Origin of the sequence: Tannerella sp. (assembly GCF_052170195.1) — a bacterium.
Classification (GTDB): domain Bacteria; phylum Bacteroidota; class Bacteroidia; order Bacteroidales; family Tannerellaceae; genus Tannerella.
In genome coordinates this window covers 1-16,943 of the sequence record NZ_JBQNAZ010000048.1, presented here as the reverse complement: position 1 = coordinate 16,943, position 16,943 = coordinate 1, and the positions used below count along the sequence as shown (strand labels likewise).

General features: G+C 49.2%; 19 protein-coding genes and 1 pseudogene. 7 read left to right on the top strand and 13 right to left on the bottom strand.

The features are described from left to right. The first annotated feature begins 131 nt into the window (after positions 1 to 131). Positions 132 to 1,154, top strand: coding sequence for a threonine-phosphate decarboxylase (locus tag ACTTKA_RS10565; RefSeq protein WP_442725010.1), 1,023 nt, complete (start codon positions 132 to 134; stop codon positions 1,152 to 1,154). After that, positions 1,130 to 2,074 carry an adenosylcobinamide-phosphate synthase CbiB gene (gene cbiB, locus ACTTKA_RS10560; RefSeq protein WP_442725009.1) on the top strand — a complete coding sequence of 315 codons (945 nt, stop codon included), beginning with the start codon at positions 1,130 to 1,132 and terminating at the stop codon, positions 2,072 to 2,074. The genes ACTTKA_RS10565 and cbiB overlap by 25 nt, the downstream gene beginning before the upstream one ends. On the opposite strand, the gene ACTTKA_RS10555 is transcribed toward cbiB, so the two are convergent. From ACTTKA_RS10555 to ACTTKA_RS10525, 7 genes are all read right to left on the bottom strand, one after another. Continuing rightward, a complete protein-coding gene (locus ACTTKA_RS10555) occupies positions 2,047 to 3,540 on the bottom strand; it encodes a cobyric acid synthase (RefSeq protein WP_442725008.1) in 1,494 nt (497 codons plus the stop codon). The two genes, cbiB and ACTTKA_RS10555, sit on opposite strands and share 28 nt — an antisense overlap. A 220-nt stretch (positions 3,541 to 3,760) precedes the next feature. Then, positions 3,761 to 3,922 (bottom strand): hypothetical protein, encoded by a 162-nt coding sequence (locus tag ACTTKA_RS10550; protein ID WP_442725007.1) that lies wholly within the window; start codon positions 3,920 to 3,922, stop codon positions 3,761 to 3,763. Between the two features lie 139 nt (positions 3,923 to 4,061). Next, positions 4,062 to 4,754, bottom strand: coding sequence for a YjjG family noncanonical pyrimidine nucleotidase (locus ACTTKA_RS10545; RefSeq protein WP_442725013.1), 693 nt, complete (start codon positions 4,752 to 4,754; stop codon positions 4,062 to 4,064). Between the two features lie 2 nt (positions 4,755 to 4,756). Next, positions 4,757 to 5,626, bottom strand: a complete 870-nt coding sequence (locus tag ACTTKA_RS10540; protein WP_442714000.1) for a hypothetical protein — start codon at positions 5,624 to 5,626, stop codon at positions 4,757 to 4,759. A gap of 19 nt (positions 5,627 to 5,645) precedes the next feature. Beyond that, the gene (gene rsmI / locus ACTTKA_RS10535) at positions 5,646 to 6,347 is read right to left on the bottom strand and encodes a 16S rRNA (cytidine(1402)-2'-O)-methyltransferase (RefSeq protein ID WP_442725006.1); all 702 of its coding nucleotides are present in this window, start codon (positions 6,345 to 6,347) and stop codon (positions 5,646 to 5,648) included. 12 nt (positions 6,348 to 6,359) lie between these two features. Then, positions 6,360 to 6,998, bottom strand: a complete 639-nt coding sequence (locus ACTTKA_RS10530; protein WP_442725005.1) for a hypothetical protein — start codon at positions 6,996 to 6,998, stop codon at positions 6,360 to 6,362. Between the two features lie 105 nt (positions 6,999 to 7,103). Continuing rightward, positions 7,104 to 8,528: an ATP-dependent DNA helicase gene (locus tag ACTTKA_RS10525; protein WP_442725004.1), complete on the bottom strand. Its 1,425-nt coding sequence runs from the start codon at positions 8,526 to 8,528 to the stop codon at positions 7,104 to 7,106. Between the two features lie 92 nt (positions 8,529 to 8,620). Here ACTTKA_RS10525 and ACTTKA_RS10520 point away from each other — a divergent pair, with 92 nt between their 5' ends. Genes ACTTKA_RS10520 through ACTTKA_RS10510 form a run of 3 tightly spaced genes read left to right on the top strand, consistent with a single transcriptional unit; the run spans position 8,621 to position 10,679 of the window. Continuing rightward, positions 8,621 to 9,307 (top strand): hypothetical protein, encoded by a 687-nt coding sequence (locus ACTTKA_RS10520; protein WP_442725003.1) that lies wholly within the window; start codon positions 8,621 to 8,623, stop codon positions 9,305 to 9,307. Positions 9,308 to 9,315: 8 nt separating this feature from the next. Beyond that, entirely contained in the window at positions 9,316 to 10,134 is an 819-nt protein-coding gene (locus tag ACTTKA_RS10515) for a DUF3822 family protein (RefSeq protein WP_442725002.1), read from the top strand. Continuing rightward, positions 10,122 to 10,679: an RsmD family RNA methyltransferase gene (locus ACTTKA_RS10510; RefSeq protein WP_442725001.1), complete on the top strand. Its 558-nt coding sequence runs from the start codon at positions 10,122 to 10,124 to the stop codon at positions 10,677 to 10,679. The genes ACTTKA_RS10515 and ACTTKA_RS10510 overlap by 13 nt, the downstream gene beginning before the upstream one ends. On the opposite strand, the gene cls is transcribed toward ACTTKA_RS10510, so the two are convergent. Next, positions 10,651 to 12,084, bottom strand: a complete 1,434-nt coding sequence (gene cls, locus ACTTKA_RS10505; protein ID WP_442725012.1) for a cardiolipin synthase — start codon at positions 12,082 to 12,084, stop codon at positions 10,651 to 10,653. The genes ACTTKA_RS10510 and cls overlap by 29 nt on opposite strands. Positions 12,085 to 12,189: 105 nt before the next feature. Here cls and surE point away from each other — a divergent pair, with 105 nt between their 5' ends. Further along, positions 12,190 to 12,960: a 5'/3'-nucleotidase SurE gene (gene surE, locus ACTTKA_RS10500; protein WP_442725000.1), complete on the top strand. Its 771-nt coding sequence runs from the start codon at positions 12,190 to 12,192 to the stop codon at positions 12,958 to 12,960. A gap of 6 nt (positions 12,961 to 12,966) precedes the next feature. Continuing rightward, the gene (lpxB, locus tag ACTTKA_RS10495) at positions 12,967 to 14,112 is read left to right on the top strand and encodes a lipid-A-disaccharide synthase (protein ID WP_442724999.1); all 1,146 of its coding nucleotides are present in this window, start codon (positions 12,967 to 12,969) and stop codon (positions 14,110 to 14,112) included. A gap of 171 nt (positions 14,113 to 14,283) precedes the next feature. On the opposite strand, the gene ACTTKA_RS10490 is transcribed toward lpxB, so the two are convergent. From ACTTKA_RS10490 to ACTTKA_RS10470, 5 genes and pseudogenes are all read right to left on the bottom strand, one after another. Continuing rightward, positions 14,284 to 14,586 carry an RHS repeat-associated core domain-containing protein gene (locus ACTTKA_RS10490; protein WP_442725011.1) on the bottom strand — a complete coding sequence of 101 codons (303 nt, stop codon included), beginning with the start codon at positions 14,584 to 14,586 and terminating at the stop codon, positions 14,284 to 14,286. 176 nt (positions 14,587 to 14,762) lie between these two features. Then, positions 14,763 to 15,221: a hypothetical protein gene (locus ACTTKA_RS10485; RefSeq protein WP_442724998.1), complete on the bottom strand. Its 459-nt coding sequence runs from the start codon at positions 15,219 to 15,221 to the stop codon at positions 14,763 to 14,765. Between the two features lie 297 nt (positions 15,222 to 15,518). Beyond that, a pseudogene (locus tag ACTTKA_RS10480) lies at positions 15,519 to 15,753 on the bottom strand (RHS repeat-associated core domain-containing protein); the annotation flags it as partial. Between the two features lie 195 nt (positions 15,754 to 15,948). After that, entirely contained in the window at positions 15,949 to 16,455 is a 507-nt protein-coding gene (locus ACTTKA_RS10475; protein ID WP_442724997.1) for an endonuclease V, read from the bottom strand. After that, positions 16,439 to 16,849, bottom strand: coding sequence for a toxin-antitoxin system YwqK family antitoxin (locus ACTTKA_RS10470; RefSeq protein WP_442724996.1), 411 nt, complete (start codon positions 16,847 to 16,849; stop codon positions 16,439 to 16,441). The genes ACTTKA_RS10475 and ACTTKA_RS10470 overlap by 17 nt, the downstream gene beginning before the upstream one ends. Positions 16,850 to 16,943 lie beyond the last annotated feature (94 nt).

The following is a 16,943-nucleotide window of genomic DNA, read 5'->3' as shown; positions in this document are numbered from 1 at the left end:
AGGGATTGAACAGCAATCTAAGCAAACTCACAAAATACGTTTTAGAGGAAAGGTACGTATTTCGAGACATAACAGTCCTATGCGACAGGCAAAATTTCTTACTTTTGTCCTCTAGTTTTTATCGGTCAATTATGCTACACGGACACGGAGACGACATGTATAACTGCTCACAGGCAGTCAGAAGTAATTTCAGTTCAAATATTTTCGGAGCTGCGGATTTATCGGGGCTGCGGGAACATCTTACGGCGCGGATGGATCGGCTGTCGAGCTATCCCGAACCGGAACCTCTTACGCTCGAGGCCAAGTGGGCTTCCGCGCATGGTCTGCATCCCGGCGAGGTGTGTGTGACAAACGGCGCAACCGAGGCTATTTATCTTATTGCGCAGGCTTTTCGGCACGCCCGCAGTTATATTTGGCAACCGACGTTCAGCGAATATGCCGATGCCTGCCGGATGCACGGACACACGGTCAAGGCGATCTTTACCGCCGAGGGCATCGACGACCGGGCAGACCTTGTCTGGTTGTGCAATCCGAACAACCCGACAGGCGAAGCGCGTACAAAACATTTACTCTCGAAGCTGATCGAGGCGCATCCGTCGGTTTGTTTCGTCATCGACCAGAGCTACGCCCCCTTTACTTGCGCGCCGCTGTTCACCGCTGCCGAAGCCGCTGCCATGCCGCACGTGATTTTGCTGCATTCAGCCACGAAGCGCTATGCCGTGCCGGGACTACGGTTAGGATGCCTTACCGCCTGCCGGGCACTGTCTGACCGGATACGTGTACAGCGTATGCCATGGTCGGTCAATGCGCTGGCCATCGAGGCCGGGGAGTATTTTCTGGAGCATACCCCACCGCTGCAACCGCCGATCGACGCGCTGCTGGGCGAGACGAAGCGCCTGACCGACGCGCTGTCTGCACTGAAGATCGCAGACATCTGGCCTACGGATACCCACTTCTTCCTCGCACGGCTACGGACCGGGAACGCGCCCGCGCTGAAAAAATACCTGCTCGATACGCACGGTATCTTGATACGCGACGCCTCGAACTTTGAAGGGCTTGACGAGACTTTCATCCGCATCGCGACGCAGACGCCCGAAGATAACGACCGACTCATCCACGCACTCGACGAATGGAAACAAGCGGCCTTCTTCTGATCCCTCTTATCGCCGGCTGGCTGCTCGATAAGGCGTTCGGCGATCCGCTGCGGTTACCGCATCCGATCGTGGGTTTCGGGCGACTGATCGCTTGGGGCGAACGGTCGCTGAACCGCGGGAAGCGTCGTGCGATGAAAGGGGGGGGCTTCGCTGTCGGGCTGATCCTGTCGGCGTATGGCGCCGCATGGTCAATCGTGCACGGTGCGCTCTGCCTGAATGCGTGGGCCGGTATCGCCGTCGCTTCGGTGCTCGTCTTCTATTGTCTGGCGGGCACGACTCTGATTCGCGAGGTGCGCGAAGTCTTTCGCGCCTGCGACCGCTCGGTCGAAGAAGGACGACGGCAGGTTGCCCGTATCGTCGGACGCGATACTTCCGCTCTCTCGCCTCAGGAGGTACGTGCTGCGGCGCTGGAAACGTTAGCCGAGAACCTGAGCGACGGCGTCATTGCGCCGTTGTTCTGGTACATGCTGCTCGGCGTGCCGGGAATGGTTGCCTATAAAATGGTCAATACGCTCGATTCGATGATCGGCTACCGGAACGAACGGTACGGTTTGTTCGGTCGTGCGGCTGCGCGCATCGACGATGCGGCCAACTTCATTCCCGCGCGACTGACGGCAGCCCTGATGATTCTCGTTAGCGGAAAGCTTTCGCTCTTCTCTTTCGTCAAAAGGTACGGCCGGCAACATCTAAGTCCGAACGCAGGCTATCCCGAGGCGGCACTGGCCGGAATCCTCGACTGCCGTTTCGGCGGTGCGCACGATTATTTCGGGAAGCGTGTCGAGAAACCGTATATCGGCGCAAACCCGCGCGAACTGACGACGGACGATATGCGCCGCTCGGTCGCCATCGCAAGCCGTGCGGAGATCGTGACCGTCGGGGTGATGGCTGCGATTTACACTTCTCTCCTCATGATAGCGTAAATTCGCTCCATATCAACGTGTCGGCGCACGTGAGCGGCAAGCCTGTCGTACTGCTCGTTCTTGAACGCTGCGTGATCGAACGTTGTACGGGCTGCGGCCTTATCGACAAACGGTTCGAGCAGAAAATCGATGGCCGCGGCATTGTCGAGGATTCCGTGGATATATGTCCCCATACATCGGCGACCGGCGAGGCATCCGTTATCTTCCGTCTCGGAGCGGGTCAGCGGTTCGACCTTCGCCTGAGGCTCGGGCGTCGTTTCTCCCATGTGTACCTCGTATCCGTGGCATTGGTGATCATCGCCGGTCATGCGGAACACGACCTGTCTCGTCGTTTTCTCTTTCGTCAGCCGGGTCGTTACGGGCAGCAGGCCGAGACCGGGCAGCCGTTCAATATCGCCTTCGACATGATCGGGGTCGCACACCTCGCGCCCCATCATCTGATAGCCGCCGCAGATGCCCATCACCGTCGTGCCGTCGCGATGGGCGCGGATAATGGCCTGTGCCACGCCGTTGCGGCGCAGTTCGGAAAGATCGGAAAGCGTATTCTTCGTGCCGGGAAGCAGGATGATGTCGGCCTTGCGGAGTTCGTCCGTATTATTCGTATAGAATAGATGCACGCGTGGATCGCGTTCGAGTGTATCGAAATCGGTAAAGTTGCTCAAATGCCGCAGCAGCACGACGGCCACATTGATCTTCCCCTCTTCGGACTCTCGTTTTTTCGTGCGCAGCACGACGCTGTCCTCCTCTTCGATGTAGATATCGTTGAAATAAGGCACAATACCGACCACAGGGATACCGCACAGCTCTTCGATCATTTTCGCGCCATCGGCGAAGAGGCTCATATCGCCCCGAAACTTATTGATCAGGATGCCTTTGATGCGGCGCCGGTCTTCTTCGCTCTGCAGCATGATGGAGCCGTACACGCTCGCAAACACGCCGCCCCGGTCGATATCGGCCACGAGGATAACGGCTGCGTCGGCATACCGTGCCATCGGGAGATTCACGAGATCGACTTGTCGCAGGTTCAGTTCCGAGATGCTCCCCGCCCCTTCCATCACGACAGGGTTATACCGTGCTGCCAAACGATCGAAGGCCAGATGCACTTCGTGCTCCAGCTCCGCGCGTCCCTCTTTGCGGAAGTACGACCGCGCGTTCTGATTGCCGGTAGGGCGTCCGTGCAGCACGACCTGCGAGGTGCAGTCGCCCGACGGTTTGAGCAGGAGCGGGTTCATATCCGTATGACACGGTATGCCGGCCGCTTCGGCCTGTACCGCCTGCGCGCGTCCGAGCTCCAGCCCGTCGGCCGTCACGAACGAGTTGAGCGCCATATTCTGCGCTTTAAAAGGAGCAGGGCGATATCCGTCCTGCAGGAATATCCGGCAGAAAGCAGCCGCGATCACGCTTTTCCCGACATCGCTTCCGGTGCCGGCAAACATTATGGGACGAAGTGGGGATGTTGGTTTCATATTCTTGTTTTAGGAAGCAAATGTACATGATAATATCGATTCCCGCATACAGGAGGGGGCGAAAGGATGAAAATAAAAAAAGGATTCGTAATCCGGCGTGTTCCGAATTCAAACCCTTCATCGCTGAATGGCAGCGGAGAAATTCCGCTGCGGTGATAACCTAAATGTATAACTATTTGTCCTCTCTGTAATGTTATGGGGGGACGAGGACGTTTCCCCATCAATTCCCTTCTACCAGCATCAGTTTTTCCTGCAATTTGCGGATCTGGGAATTCAAATGCTGACACATAAATCCATTGCCAGCCAAGCGATACTTATCGGCCTGATATTGTAACATGGCCAATTCACGCAAGTTCTGTTTGTTTGCAATCATTTTCATCATTCTTTTTCTATTAAAATCACGGTGCAAAGATACGCACTTTTCTGGAAAATATGTTTTACAACATAATAAATCGACCTGTGTTTAGTATTATTTAATAAATAAACGGTGTGATAAAGCCTTTTTAGCAAACACGGCCGATCTACAAAAGGCCCTGTATTTCGGCTAACGAACGTACATTAAACGTAGGTACGAAGCCATGTATCGGCAAACGTTCAGGGTTGAGCCAGAGTTGATCGATTTTCGACCGATAGCTTCCTTCGATATCGGCCTCCCAACTGTCGCCGATCATCAGCGACTCATGGCGTCGCGAGTTCGTGCAGCGGAGGGCATAATCGAAAATCTCGCGGTGCGGTTTCTGGATTCCCACATCTTCCGAGAGGATCAGCCGTTCGAAGTACGGCGCGAGTCCCGAGTTCTCCATCTTGAGCTGTTGCACTTCCCTGAATCCGTTGGACAGGATGAACATGCGGTAGAAAGGGCGCAAATATTCGAGCAGTTCGATGGCGCCGGGAACGAGTCTCGTTTTCCGCGTGGTACGTTCCAGAAAGTCACGGTTCAGCTTGAGCGTGAAGTCCACATCGTTTATCCCCATCGGCCGAAGCATGTACAGCAACCGTTCGAGGATCAGTGTTTGGCGGTCTATTTCATGATTCCGGTATTGCTCCCAGAGTTTCAGGTTATGGGGCATATAGCGAGCAAAGAACATCTCGAAGGAATCATAATGCCGGTCGAACTGATAATCGACATAGATTTCTTCGAGACATTCTTTGTTGTTGTGGTACGTATCCCACAAGGTGTCGTCCAAGTCGAAAAACAGGGACTTGTAACCTATTCTCATCCTACTTCCACCACCAGATGCTTGCTCAGGCTCCAGAAGACTTTCGGATCGAGAATGTTCAGCACTAAATTGCCATCGCCGTCTTTATCTAACTTGTAGGAGCGGTCGGGGTGATTGGAGCGCACGGTTGCTTTGCGGGCATACAATTGTATAGACGTTACTTCGCGCGTATCAATCGGGATAAAATAATCTTCATTGAAGTTGCCCTGCAACGCCTTACTCTTGGAGAAGAGGCCACCTCCCGTGAGGATCTGCTGCTCTTTGAGTTCTTTTTTCGTGCCGAAGCAGTAGTAAGCTCTGTGCAGCTGTTGGTCCTGCTCGGTAATTTTTTGCGACTGCGCAGCTGTGGTTACCGACAGGTTCTCCACGTTTTCGTTCAGGCTCGTCACAAGTTCATCCAATTCCTGAATACGAATATCCTTCTTCGCCAAATCTTCCTGCAAGGCAGCGATCATCGTGGCTTTCTGATTCAGTTCGGACGAGAGCCGGTCGATTGTTTTCTGCAAGGCCGATGACTGGATGTTGCTTTTCTTCAGCTTCTCCTGCAATTCGCTCAGTTGCGTCTTATTGTTCTTCAGCGTTTCGGCAATCAAGCGCATATTTTGCTTGATCTGCTCTTTTTTGTTCGGATTCAGCTCTCCATCCGACTGCTCGATAGCCAAATAGTTCTCGGCTTCCCGAATCGCCTGAATATCGGTTTGGATATCGTTCAGCGTCGAGAGCATTTCGTTCAGTTCAGTCGTACTCTGCGCTTTTTCGGCTTTGAGCATCTCGTTTTCACTTTTCAGCTTTTTGTACTCGGCCGAATTCTCCACACACGAAGTCCATATCATTGCACTAATGATAAATAATATAACTTTTTTCATTTTGAATTGAATAAAATAATTATACGTTATGTTCATTTTCTTTGCCCGACGCTCCAGCGCCGGACACTATTATAACAAATTCCCCTTTCGGTTCGTTCACGGAAAAGTAAGAAATCAGTTCTTCAAGTGTTCCCCTGCATGTCTCTTCGAAACGTTTCGACAGTTCACGCGAGACGGAAACTTGCCGTTCCTTCCCGAAGAATTCGACCAGTTGCGTCAATGTTTTGACGATCCGGTAAGGCGATTCGTACAGGACGATGCTGCGCTCTTCGGCGGCCAGTGCACGCAGACGTGTCTGTCGCCCTTTCTTCGGCGGCAGGAATCCTTCGAAACAAAAGCGGTCGGTCGGCAGTCCCGAGACTACGAGCGCCGGCACGAAGGCCGTAGCGCCCGGCAAACATTCCACCTCCGCGCCCTGACGGACGCATTCGCGCACGAGCATAAACCCCGGATCGGAGATGCCCGGTGTGCCCGCATCGGAGATCAGCGCGATATTTTCGCCGGCCATCACCCGTTCGGCAATCTCTTTCACTGTCCGGTGTTCGTTAAACTTATGATGCGACTGCACCCGGTTCCGTATCTCGTAATGTTTAAGCAAGACGCTGCTCGTTCGCGTATCTTCGGCCAAAATCAGATCGGCTTCTTTGAGAATCCGTACCGCGCGAAACGTCATATCTTCGAGGTTTCCGACCGGAGTAGGTACAATATACAGTTTGGCCATGACGCGACGCTTTTACAGAAACCGACGTTCTACGAGTTTGAGAAAGTCGAGCACCGAATCGTTTTCGAAGTCCCAGTCTGTCACGCTCTTCAGATGAGTCAATGATGTTTCGTACGAATAGGTTTCGTTCAACTCATTGACCACACGATTCATCCGTTGTTCGTCGCCGCCGAACAGTTCTCGGCAGAAGCGAAAGCGGTCGTTCAGCGTAAAAGCCTTGCGCAAATCGGTCAATTTAGCTTTTTCCATCTTGTCGTTCAGCGACGTTTCCGCCTTTTCGCGAAAAGAAGAAGACGCTGCCGGCGGGGCTGTGTTACGGCTTACCGGAGCCGGCGGGCCAGATGGGGCAGATGGCAGTTCGTCGGAAGCAGGTATCGGAGGATGAATCGCCTCCGAGGGGTCGGCAGCTACTCGTCTTACCGGTCGGTCAACAGATGAAATTTGCGCCTGATGTTCGCGTATCTTCTGATCGAACAGTTCGATCTGACTCACTTCCATCGCATGGAGATGGTCTTGTATTTTATGTGTCAAATCAAAAGCCTCACTAAAGAAAGAGACCGGATAGATCTCCGTCTCGCGTATCTGTTCGGTCAGTTCGACTAACTTCCGGATATGGCTTGTCAGTTGCGTTAATTGTTCTTTATCAGTCATAAGTCCATCTTCTTTTGGAAAGAAGGTGCAAAAGTAAATATTATCCTTATCATATCATCACCAAAACAAAATTAATCCACGTTTTGTTCGCTCCTACATTAACTACTATTCCCCCTCTTCTTCAAATTCTTTAGGGAGGTTGACCAGATACAGCCGATGGGTGGCGCGGGTGAAGGCGGTATAGAGCCACCGGTAGAAATCTTCGCCCAGCATTTCTTTCGTCATATAGCCGATATCCAGAAAAACATTCCGCCACTGTCCTCCCTGTGCCTTATGGCAGGTGACGGCATACGCATATTTCACCTGCACGGCATTATAGTAGGGGTCGACTTTCATTTTCTTCATTTTCGTCGCTTTCGTGGGCTCGTCGGCATAATCTTCCAGTACGCTGTAAAAGAGTCGATCGTATTGTTCTTTTGGCAGCGCCGGCGTGTCGGTTTGCAGTGTGTCGAGCAAGATACGCAGTTCGATCTCCAGATCGTAGTCCTCAAACCGTAACGAGACATCGCAAAAACGGAAACCGTACATCTCGATCGTACGGCGCACGCGCAATACTTCGACCATCTCGCCGCTGGCAATGAAATCCATCGTTTTACAGGACGACGTCCAGAAGTAATTATTTCGTACCACCATCAAGCGGTCACCGGACGATATCTCTTCCTCCTTGTACAGGATCCGGTTTCTTATACCATTATTATAAAGCGTCGCCCGTTTGTTGGAGCGACAGATCACGATTGTCTCGTCCGCCCCGTCGCGACTGTAGGCCGATGCCAGTTCTTCGATCAGCTCTTCGCCGTTCACCTTGCGAAGATCTTCGAACCCATCGATCCGAAGGACGGGATACCGGTCGATTTGCTTCCGGCGCAGGCTGTCACGGATCAGCGTCGCATTGAAAAGAATACCGGAATCTTTATCCTGCCGCACAACCTGCGTAAGCGAATACTCCCGTACATCTAACGAATAGCCTCTCAGGTAGTCCGCATTCATGGCCGGACTTTCGCTTTGCGAGACCGGTGGAAGCTGCGCGCCATCGCCGAGCAGAATCAGCTTGCATCCCCTGCCGTTGTAGACATAGCGAATCAGGTCATCGAGCAGCCTCCCGCTGCCGAACGAAGCCATGCCGGCATCATCGTTCGAAATCATGGATGCCTCGTCGATAATAAACAACGTATCGTGATGCAGGTTGGGAGCTAATGAAAACCCGGAAAACTCGTTCGAAAACGTTTTCTGTCGATAGATTTTTCGGTGGATCGTCAACGCATTGCGTCCCGCATATTCCGAAAATACTTTCGCCGCCCGTCCGGTAGGTGCCAGCAAAACGACCGACCGCTTCAACGACGTCAGCGCCTTAACCGTGGCTCCGAGCAACGACGTCTTCCCCGTTCCGGCATATCCCTTCAGTAGAAATACCTCGTCAGACACCGGAGAAGACAGGAAATGCGAGAGCGTATCGATTGCCTCACGTTGTTCAGCTGTGGGCTCGTAAGGGAAAGCGTTAAGAATCTGTTGAAAAATAAACCGATGAATCATGGATATGAAATTATTTTCGCGATAAAGTTACAGCTTTAAATAATCTTCTTTATATTTGCAGCAACGAAATCATAAAAAAACGAATATACGACATGAAAATTACACTGAAAGTATTATTAGTTGTGGCAGCTTTGCTGCTGGTTTACATGTGCTACAGAAGCGTGATGGGCCCGATTGAGTTTGATCTTGAACAAAAAGCCCGCGAAACGGCTATTCAGCATCGGCTGATCGATATCCGCAAGGCGCAGATCGAGTACAAAAACAGACATGGAGTACATGCTGCAAATTTTGATGAGTTGGGAAAATTCTTGAAAGAAGAAAAATTGCCGTTTGTCGTGAAAGAAGGCGTTTTGTCTGACGAACAGTTGGAGTCGGGCTTGACGGAAAAGAAAGCTGTGGCGATCATTGAGAGAGCCCGCAAGACCGGAAAGAACGATGAGGTAATTAAAAACGGGCTGGAGAACTTCAGACGTGACACGATGTGGGTGCTGGCCAAAGATACGTTGTTCGGGGCTAACTACAATGTAGACTCGCTTGCTTTCATTCCGGTTGCAGGAGTCAATACCCGGTTCGAAATGGATACGGCAACGCTTCCTTCGTCGTCGGGATATACGGTGAAAGTGTTCGAATGTCGTGTGCCTTACGATAGCTATCTGAGCGATTTGAACAGCCAGCAGCTTGCCAATCTGAAAGACAAGATGCGCAAGATGAAACGGTATGAAGGACTCAAGGTTGGATCGGTTAAGGAGATCAATAACAACGCCGGTAACTGGGAGTAAGTCGAGGTATGAACTTTCGTGTTTCTGACACGTTAACGGCTCATAATTCGGAAAAATACAGAATGTCTATCCGGCTGTCGCCGGGTGGACTTTCTTTTGTTGGGTATATCCCTTCGCAACCGGAGAGTTTTCTCTACCGGTCTATCGAGTTAGACCGCTCCAAATCATACGCATATGCGTTACAAGAACTGTCTTCCGAGCATCCGTTTTTCTCTTATTCGTACAAGGAGCTATCAGTCGTAAGTACGCGAGATCCTTATACCCTTGTGCCCGAAGCAGTCTTTGCAGAAGACCGGACACAGCAATTGATGGCGTTTACGTTCTCCTCACCCGGCAAGAAGGCACTCTTTCAATCCCTGAAGGAACTCGAAGCCGTACTGCTCTTCGGAATCGACCCCGAAATACATACGCTCTTTCTGCAGTTGCAGCCGCAAGCGACGTTCGTGCATGGTGTCGCTCCGTTCCTGCTCCACTGGAAAAAACAGAGCCGTGTCGCTTATCCGAAACAGTTATATGCCGTGTTGCAGGAAGACAGGATGGACACAGCATGCTTCGATAAGGGGGCTCTACGGTTCGTTAACGGGTTTCGTATCGACGACCGTGCGGATATCCTGTACTATCTGCTTTATGTTTGGAAGCAGTTGGACTTGAATCCGATCGACGATCAGCTCTTTCTTTCGGCCGCACCGGAGGTCTTTTCCGACATACGCGATACGCTTCGGAATTACCTGATGCAGGTCGAACCGATGAATCTACCAGCCGCAGCCGTTCCGACCGATGCACAAATACCGGCTGATATAATTGCGTTGATGGGATGCGAATCATAAGAGGAATCTACGGGCGTCGCCGGTTTCAGGTACCCTCGTCGTTCAGCGCCCGCCCGACGACCGATTTTGCCAAAGAAAATCTGTTTAATGTACTCGAAAACCTGATCGACTGGGAAGGAATGACTGCCCTCGACCTGTTTGCCGGCACGGGGAGCATCTCGTTCGAGTTGCTGTCGCGAGGCTGTCGGCGTGTGACGGCCGTCGAGGCAAACCGCGCACATGCGGCATTTATCGCTAAGGTGGCCGGTGAACTCAAAACCGACGCTCTCGAGCTGATTCGCGGCGATGTGTTCCGCTATCTGCCTTCCGCTCCGAAACAGACATTCGATTTCATCTTTGCCGATCCGCCGTATGCCTTACCGGAATTATCGAAGCTACCGGAGCTTGTGATGAACGGTCATCTTCTTTCCGAAGGCGGTATCTTCGTGCTGGAGCATCCCAAAACGTTCGACTTTTCCGCATATCCCTGCTTCAGCCGGCAGCGTGTTTACGGCTCCGTACATTTCTCCTTCTTCATCAGAGAAGAGGCGAGAACAGACGCATAAACGATTCGATCAGTCGTTTGGTCAGCGGACGATTCAGCCATTGAGCGGGATAAACCGTTTCGCAGTTTTTCAGATCATCCATAAACAATTGTTTCATTTCCAATGCAAACGGCTGATGATAGATGAAGGCATTGACCTCGAAATTGTGCTCGAAGCTGCGGAAATCGAAGTTCGCCGAGCCGATACACGCCAACTCATCGTCGACCAAAAGCAGTTTGGAGTGCAGGAAACCGGCCTTATAAAAATAAACCTTGACACCGGCCCGAAGCATATCGTCTAAGAACGAATGAGTCGCCAGATGAGCACTCCGCGTATCGGAATGTTCGGGTAGCATCAGCCGCACATCGATACCTCCCAGCGCGGCCGTCTGGAGCGCCTGATTCATGCTTTCGGCAGGCAGGAAGTAAGGTGTCTGAATATAGAGGTACTTTTTGGCATTCGTAATGCAAAAGATAACCGCCTGAAGCAAAGTACGCCATGGCCCGGTAGGTCCGCTGGCGATGACTTGCAGGATGTTATCGCCGAAGATGGCTTCGTCGGGGTAGTAGTCTTTACCTTTGATCAGTTGCTTGCTGACCACGTACCAGTCGATCAGAAACGCCGATTGCAAACCGTGAACACCTTTCCCCTCAATCCGGAAGTGCGTATCGCGCCATACCCCCCACGACACTCCCTTGATGTACCGATCGGCAATATTCATCCCACCGATAAAACCGATTTTGCCGTCGATCACAGCAATCTTTCGATGGTTGCGGTAGTTAACCTTGCTCGTAAGTACAGGGAAAGCGACCCGTAGGAACGCATACACCTCGATACCCGCCGCCTTCATCTCCCGAAAAAATCTCTCCTTTACATTCCAGCTCCCTACATCGTCATACAGCACACGCACCTGCACACCTTCACGCGCTTTGGCCATAAGCAGGTTCTTCACCTGTCTCCCGATTTCATCATCGGCAAAGATGTAATATTGTATATGGATATGATGACGGGCCTCCCGCAACGCCTTTATAAACGCCGTGAACTTATCCGTTCCGTTTGTATAGGTCGTTATGGAACTCCCATAGAGCAGCGGGTTATGATCGTCACGATTAAGTAATTTCACCAAAGGCTGATAAGCCGGCAAAACAACGCACTTATCCTGCTCCGGTACTCCGGAATGCAGAGGCTTCATGATACGTTTGTAAGTGCGCCGCGAGATGATGCGTTGCCGGCGGTTATCCTGTCCGAAAAAAAAGTAAAAGATCAGCCCGATACCCGGCAACGTCAGCAGGACGATGACCCATGAGATCGTTTTCAGCGGGTTCCGGTTTTCCAGCAGCACGACAAGCACCAGTCCCAAAATGGAGATGGCGTACAGCACGAACAGCGTCAGGCCGACGACGGTATGTAACGGTATATCGAGCATGGAACATTCGGTTGAGGGCATAAAGATAGGCTTATGCGGCGTGAAATGCAAATTTGGGGATGATTTAACAATTCCGTATTTTTGCGGGCGACAAAAAAGAAGAGCATGAAGAAACAAGCGTTGATTTTAGTCACGAACGACGATGGCATCGAAGCACAGGGCATTCGCGCCCTGACCGACGGTCTGCGCATGCTGGGCGACGTGGTCGTCATGGCGCCTGACGGACCTAGATCGGGCATGTCGACAGCCATCACGACGAGCACTCCCATATCCTATACCTGTATCGAACGCACCGAAGGACTGACGGTTTACCGTTGCACAGGCACACCGACCGATTGCGTCAAACTATATCTGAACGAGGTAGCCGATCGTAAGCCCGACCTCGTCGTGTCAGGGATTAACCATGGCGGCAATCAGGCCATCAGCGTGCATTACTCCGGAACGATGGGGGCCGTTGTCGAAGGTTGTGCACTCGACATTCCCTCCATAGGCGTCTCGCTGTATCAATACAGGCCGGAGGCTGATTTCTCCGAGTCGGTACGTCTGGCACAGCAACTTGCGAATGAGGTGCTGCAACGCGGATTGCCGCACGGTACGTATCTGAACCTGAACGTGCCGAACATAGCAAAGGTCAGGGGCATGGCCATTTGCAGACAGGCCGACGGACGATGGATCAAGGAATACCGGCAGACATACGATGAGAACGGGGATCCTCAATTCTGGCTCACCGGTGAGTTTCTGAACTACGAACCGATTTTTCCGGACAACGATACGCGGATGCTCGACGCAGAATACGCCTCGCTCGTTCCCTGCAAACTCGACGTGACCGATTACGCTTTCATGGAAACGCTGAAAGGTTGGCAAATCGATAATTAGTTTCCAATGAAATACTATCTTATTGCCGGTGAAGCCTCGGGCGATCTGCATGCCTCGAACCTGATGGCCGCACTGAAAGCGGAAGATCCGCACGCGGAATTCCGTTTTTTCGGAGGAGACCTGATGCAGGCCGCCGGCGGTACGCTCGTGAAGCATTACCGCGAGATGGCGTACATGGGAGTGATTCCCGTGCTGCTGCATGCCCCTACGATTCTGTGGAACATGCGCCTTTGCCGTGACGATATCCGTGCGTATTGCCCCGATGTAGTTCTGCTCGTCGACTATCCGGGCTTCAACTTGAAAATCGCCCGATTTGTCAAAACAATGTTGCAAATCCCTGTCTACTATTATATCTCGCCGAAGATATGGGCTTGGAAGAAGTACCGCATCCGGTCGTTTCGTCGCTACGTAGACCGTATGTTCTGCATCCTGCCTTTCGAGGTCGACTTCTTCAAGTCGCTCGACTATCCCGTCGATTATGTAGGGAATCCTACGGTCGATGCCGTCGCCGCGTTTCGGAAGGCGCAACGTGACCGCCCCGATGCGTTCCGGCAAGATCACGGCCTGACGGATCAACCCGTGCTGGCATTGCTCGCCGGAAGTCGCCGCCACGAGATCCGTCAAAATCTTCCGGTGATGCTTGACGTCGCCGCACGATTTCCCGATTCCCAAGCCGTTGTAGCGGGCGCTCCCGGACTGACGGCCGACGATTACCGGAATTGCCTCGGCGAGAGAGCGACGCCGAAGATCATCTACGGACAGACATATAATCTGCTCTCGCACGCAAGCGCTGCGCTGGTCACATCGGGTACGGCAACACTCGAAGCCGCCCTGTTCCGTGTACCGCAAGTGGTATGCTATTATGTTTCGGGCGGACGGCTCGTTAATTTCGTGTTCGAGCGTTTTTTCCACGTGCCCTACATCTCGCTTGTCAACCTGATTGCCGGACATGAAGTCGTGTCTGAACTTTTCGGGGCGAAATTTTCGGCCGAACGTATCTATGCTGAGCTGAAACGCATCGTCGAAGCCCCTGCAGATCGTGCCCGAATGTTAGAGGGCTACGATCACGTGATCGCTGCTCTCGGGCAACCCGGCGCCTCACGGCAGGCCGCCCGCTTGATGGTCGAGAGCCTGAGAAAAAATGCAACATAAAAATATCGATATTGTTAAGTTGCTATAGTTTTTGGGAATATTGCAAAGCTTAACATTTTCATAATCAAAACAGTGAGATTGTAAAAAGAAGGATGCCCTATATTAATTTAACAATGCCACTTACTTGGTTAAAAAACTTTACCATCTCTTGTATGTTTTAGTAGTCATCCTTTAACGGGGGTTGTCTGTTATTCCATGATAAACAATATTTTCAGAAGCATCTTTTAGTTGATAATAAGTATATAAACCAAAAATATGAGTGAATTTGTTTGCGCCTTTCACATAACCGTACATAGTGAGATTATTTCCCGCCTGCCCTATCGGGTCTTGGGAGATATAAGCACCTGTCTCTGGTGAGTAGTAGCGGAAACGGTTGTAATACAGGCCTGTTTCACTGTCTTCATACTGCCCTTGGTAACGGAGCGGACAATCATTCAAAGAACGTCCTGCGAAGGTACGAATTTTTCCGTAGATGTCAAACTCTCATTCCGAAGCATAAAGCCCCGAAACCTTCTCGTCGGCTTATTTTTCCGTTGGTTTTAGTGTGAAAATAGCAAAAGGCAAGGAAAATATCCCTGCCTTTACGCTTGTGCATTAAAATTATGGCTGTTTATCTGATTGTTATAAATATAACTCCCAATTATAGAGCATTATTTATCACCAATATTATCTAAATCTAATTCATTTGCATACCATTTTCTTGCTTTTTCAATCATTTCAAAGTCTCCATTTAAAAAGGATTGCAAATAGCATTTCATATCTGATTTTATTTTTTCGAAAAAATCACTTTTAGAAATTAAATTCAAATCATATTCTTTTGCATAATGGGAATTTGTCAAATATCGAATAATCATCCATAGAGGGGCGCTCTTTATATCACATTCGGGAAAAACATCTTCTCCTTTACCTGCTATGATATTAAGATATGGAGGATAATCATAAGGGAGAAAACTTCCCTTCAGCAAAATATACATGTCTTTATTTCTGTAAGTATATCTGAAAGAATATTTAGAAATATCTTGCTTGCTTAATGCAAAAGAATACTTATGCAGAAAAATAGACATCTCTTTACCCAAATTCACAATTATTTCCTTATCGATGTATTCCATGCTATTTTTTTACTGTTGGATATTTATACCGATCAATTATCTCTAATTCTTTTTGATAAAACGGACTTCGATGTGATCTCCCTGGGTCTATTCCTATATCAATAATTTCATAACCATGTTTTATTTTTGATTTAATCCATCTTTCATTTCTTTTTATAGCTGCGGCAAGTTCTTCTTGTGTCATGTTTCGGCCCTTAGGAAAATTCTTAGACCATGCTTGATACCATTTGGCAGAATACTTTTTTGCTGCACTTTTTACTCTATCCATACCTTCCCCAATAACAATCTTTTTACACCTCAATCCCAACACATCCACCCAACTGTTCGGGTCAAAAACATACCCATACAACGTAGGATTACCACCCGCCAGCCCTATCGGGTCTTGGGAGATATACATCCCTTCATCGGGTGAGTAGTAGCGGAAACGGTTGTAATACAGGCCTGTTTCACTGTCTTCATACTGCCCTTGATAGCGGAACGGACAATCATTCAAAGAACGTCCTGCGAAGGTACGAATTTTTCTGTAGACGTCAAACTCCCATTCCGAAGCATAAAGCTCTGTAACTTTCTCGTATGCTTATTTTTCCGTTGGTTTTAGGTACAAAAACAGCAAAAGGCAAGGAAAATATCCCTGCCTTTAAGCTTTTGTTTCAAGATTTTCAAATGGTTATCTGATTATTACAATCAGAACTCCCAGTCTGGAGCATTACCCATTTTTATAGTGTTACTATCTTATTATCCTCGTTTGTTGATCAATAACTTTAAGAATATTAGGTATCCTATATTTGCCTGCCATATTTCTAATATAGGAAGAAGCCTCCTGTAAATTTATTCCTATTGATGTTATGTATAATGGAGCCAGACTCTTTCCTCGATATATTTCGGCTACAAATTTATCATTGTTATAGAATGGCCTTTTGGCAACACCAATTATTGGTATCTGCATACCTAATTGTTCGTATAAATAATATCCCAAACCTGCTTTCCCTTGATTATTTAAATATACGTATCCATCAATAATAATTGTTTCAAATTTTGTTTTATCTATTTGTCGAAACAATTCACAAAGACAGGGTAATTCTCTCTTATAAAAATATCCAGTTTCGTATTCAGAAAAGCCATAGAAATATGTTGAAATTATTTCAGATGGAGAGGAGTCTGTCCATTCATTAAATAATCCCCCAACAACCTTAGCTCTATCATTGTGATAATATACATCAACGGCCAGTTTCATTTTTTCGAAATATTTCAAGTAGTTTATAATCAGAAGATTTTTTGTCAATATTAAATTTCTCCTTCATATATCCATTTTCATCATATAATTTATGCCATAAACATATTCCAAATTCAAAAAATGCCTCTTCATGCAATTTCCCGGTTGCATAGTAATTTTTTGTTAAACCGTCAAGCAAGCCTTTTTTATACATTGCCTCACTTTCAATTATACCATTTTCAGAAAAAATCTTTTCATATCCATTTTTGAAGCCATCGACTACTTCAAATTCGGAAACTACACTCCCGTTAAATAATTCATAAATCAAGCCATTGTATTTCTCCGAATTCAAAAAGAACACCTCAACCTGTCCATCCAGCTCAATTTCAAACTCATTTAGTTCTATTCTTTCCATAATAATTATATATGAAATAATCTGTTTCCTTTCATAAGAACAAATTTAGATAAAATCCTCGAGATTTTACACCGGGCAGATAAAAACACAAGGC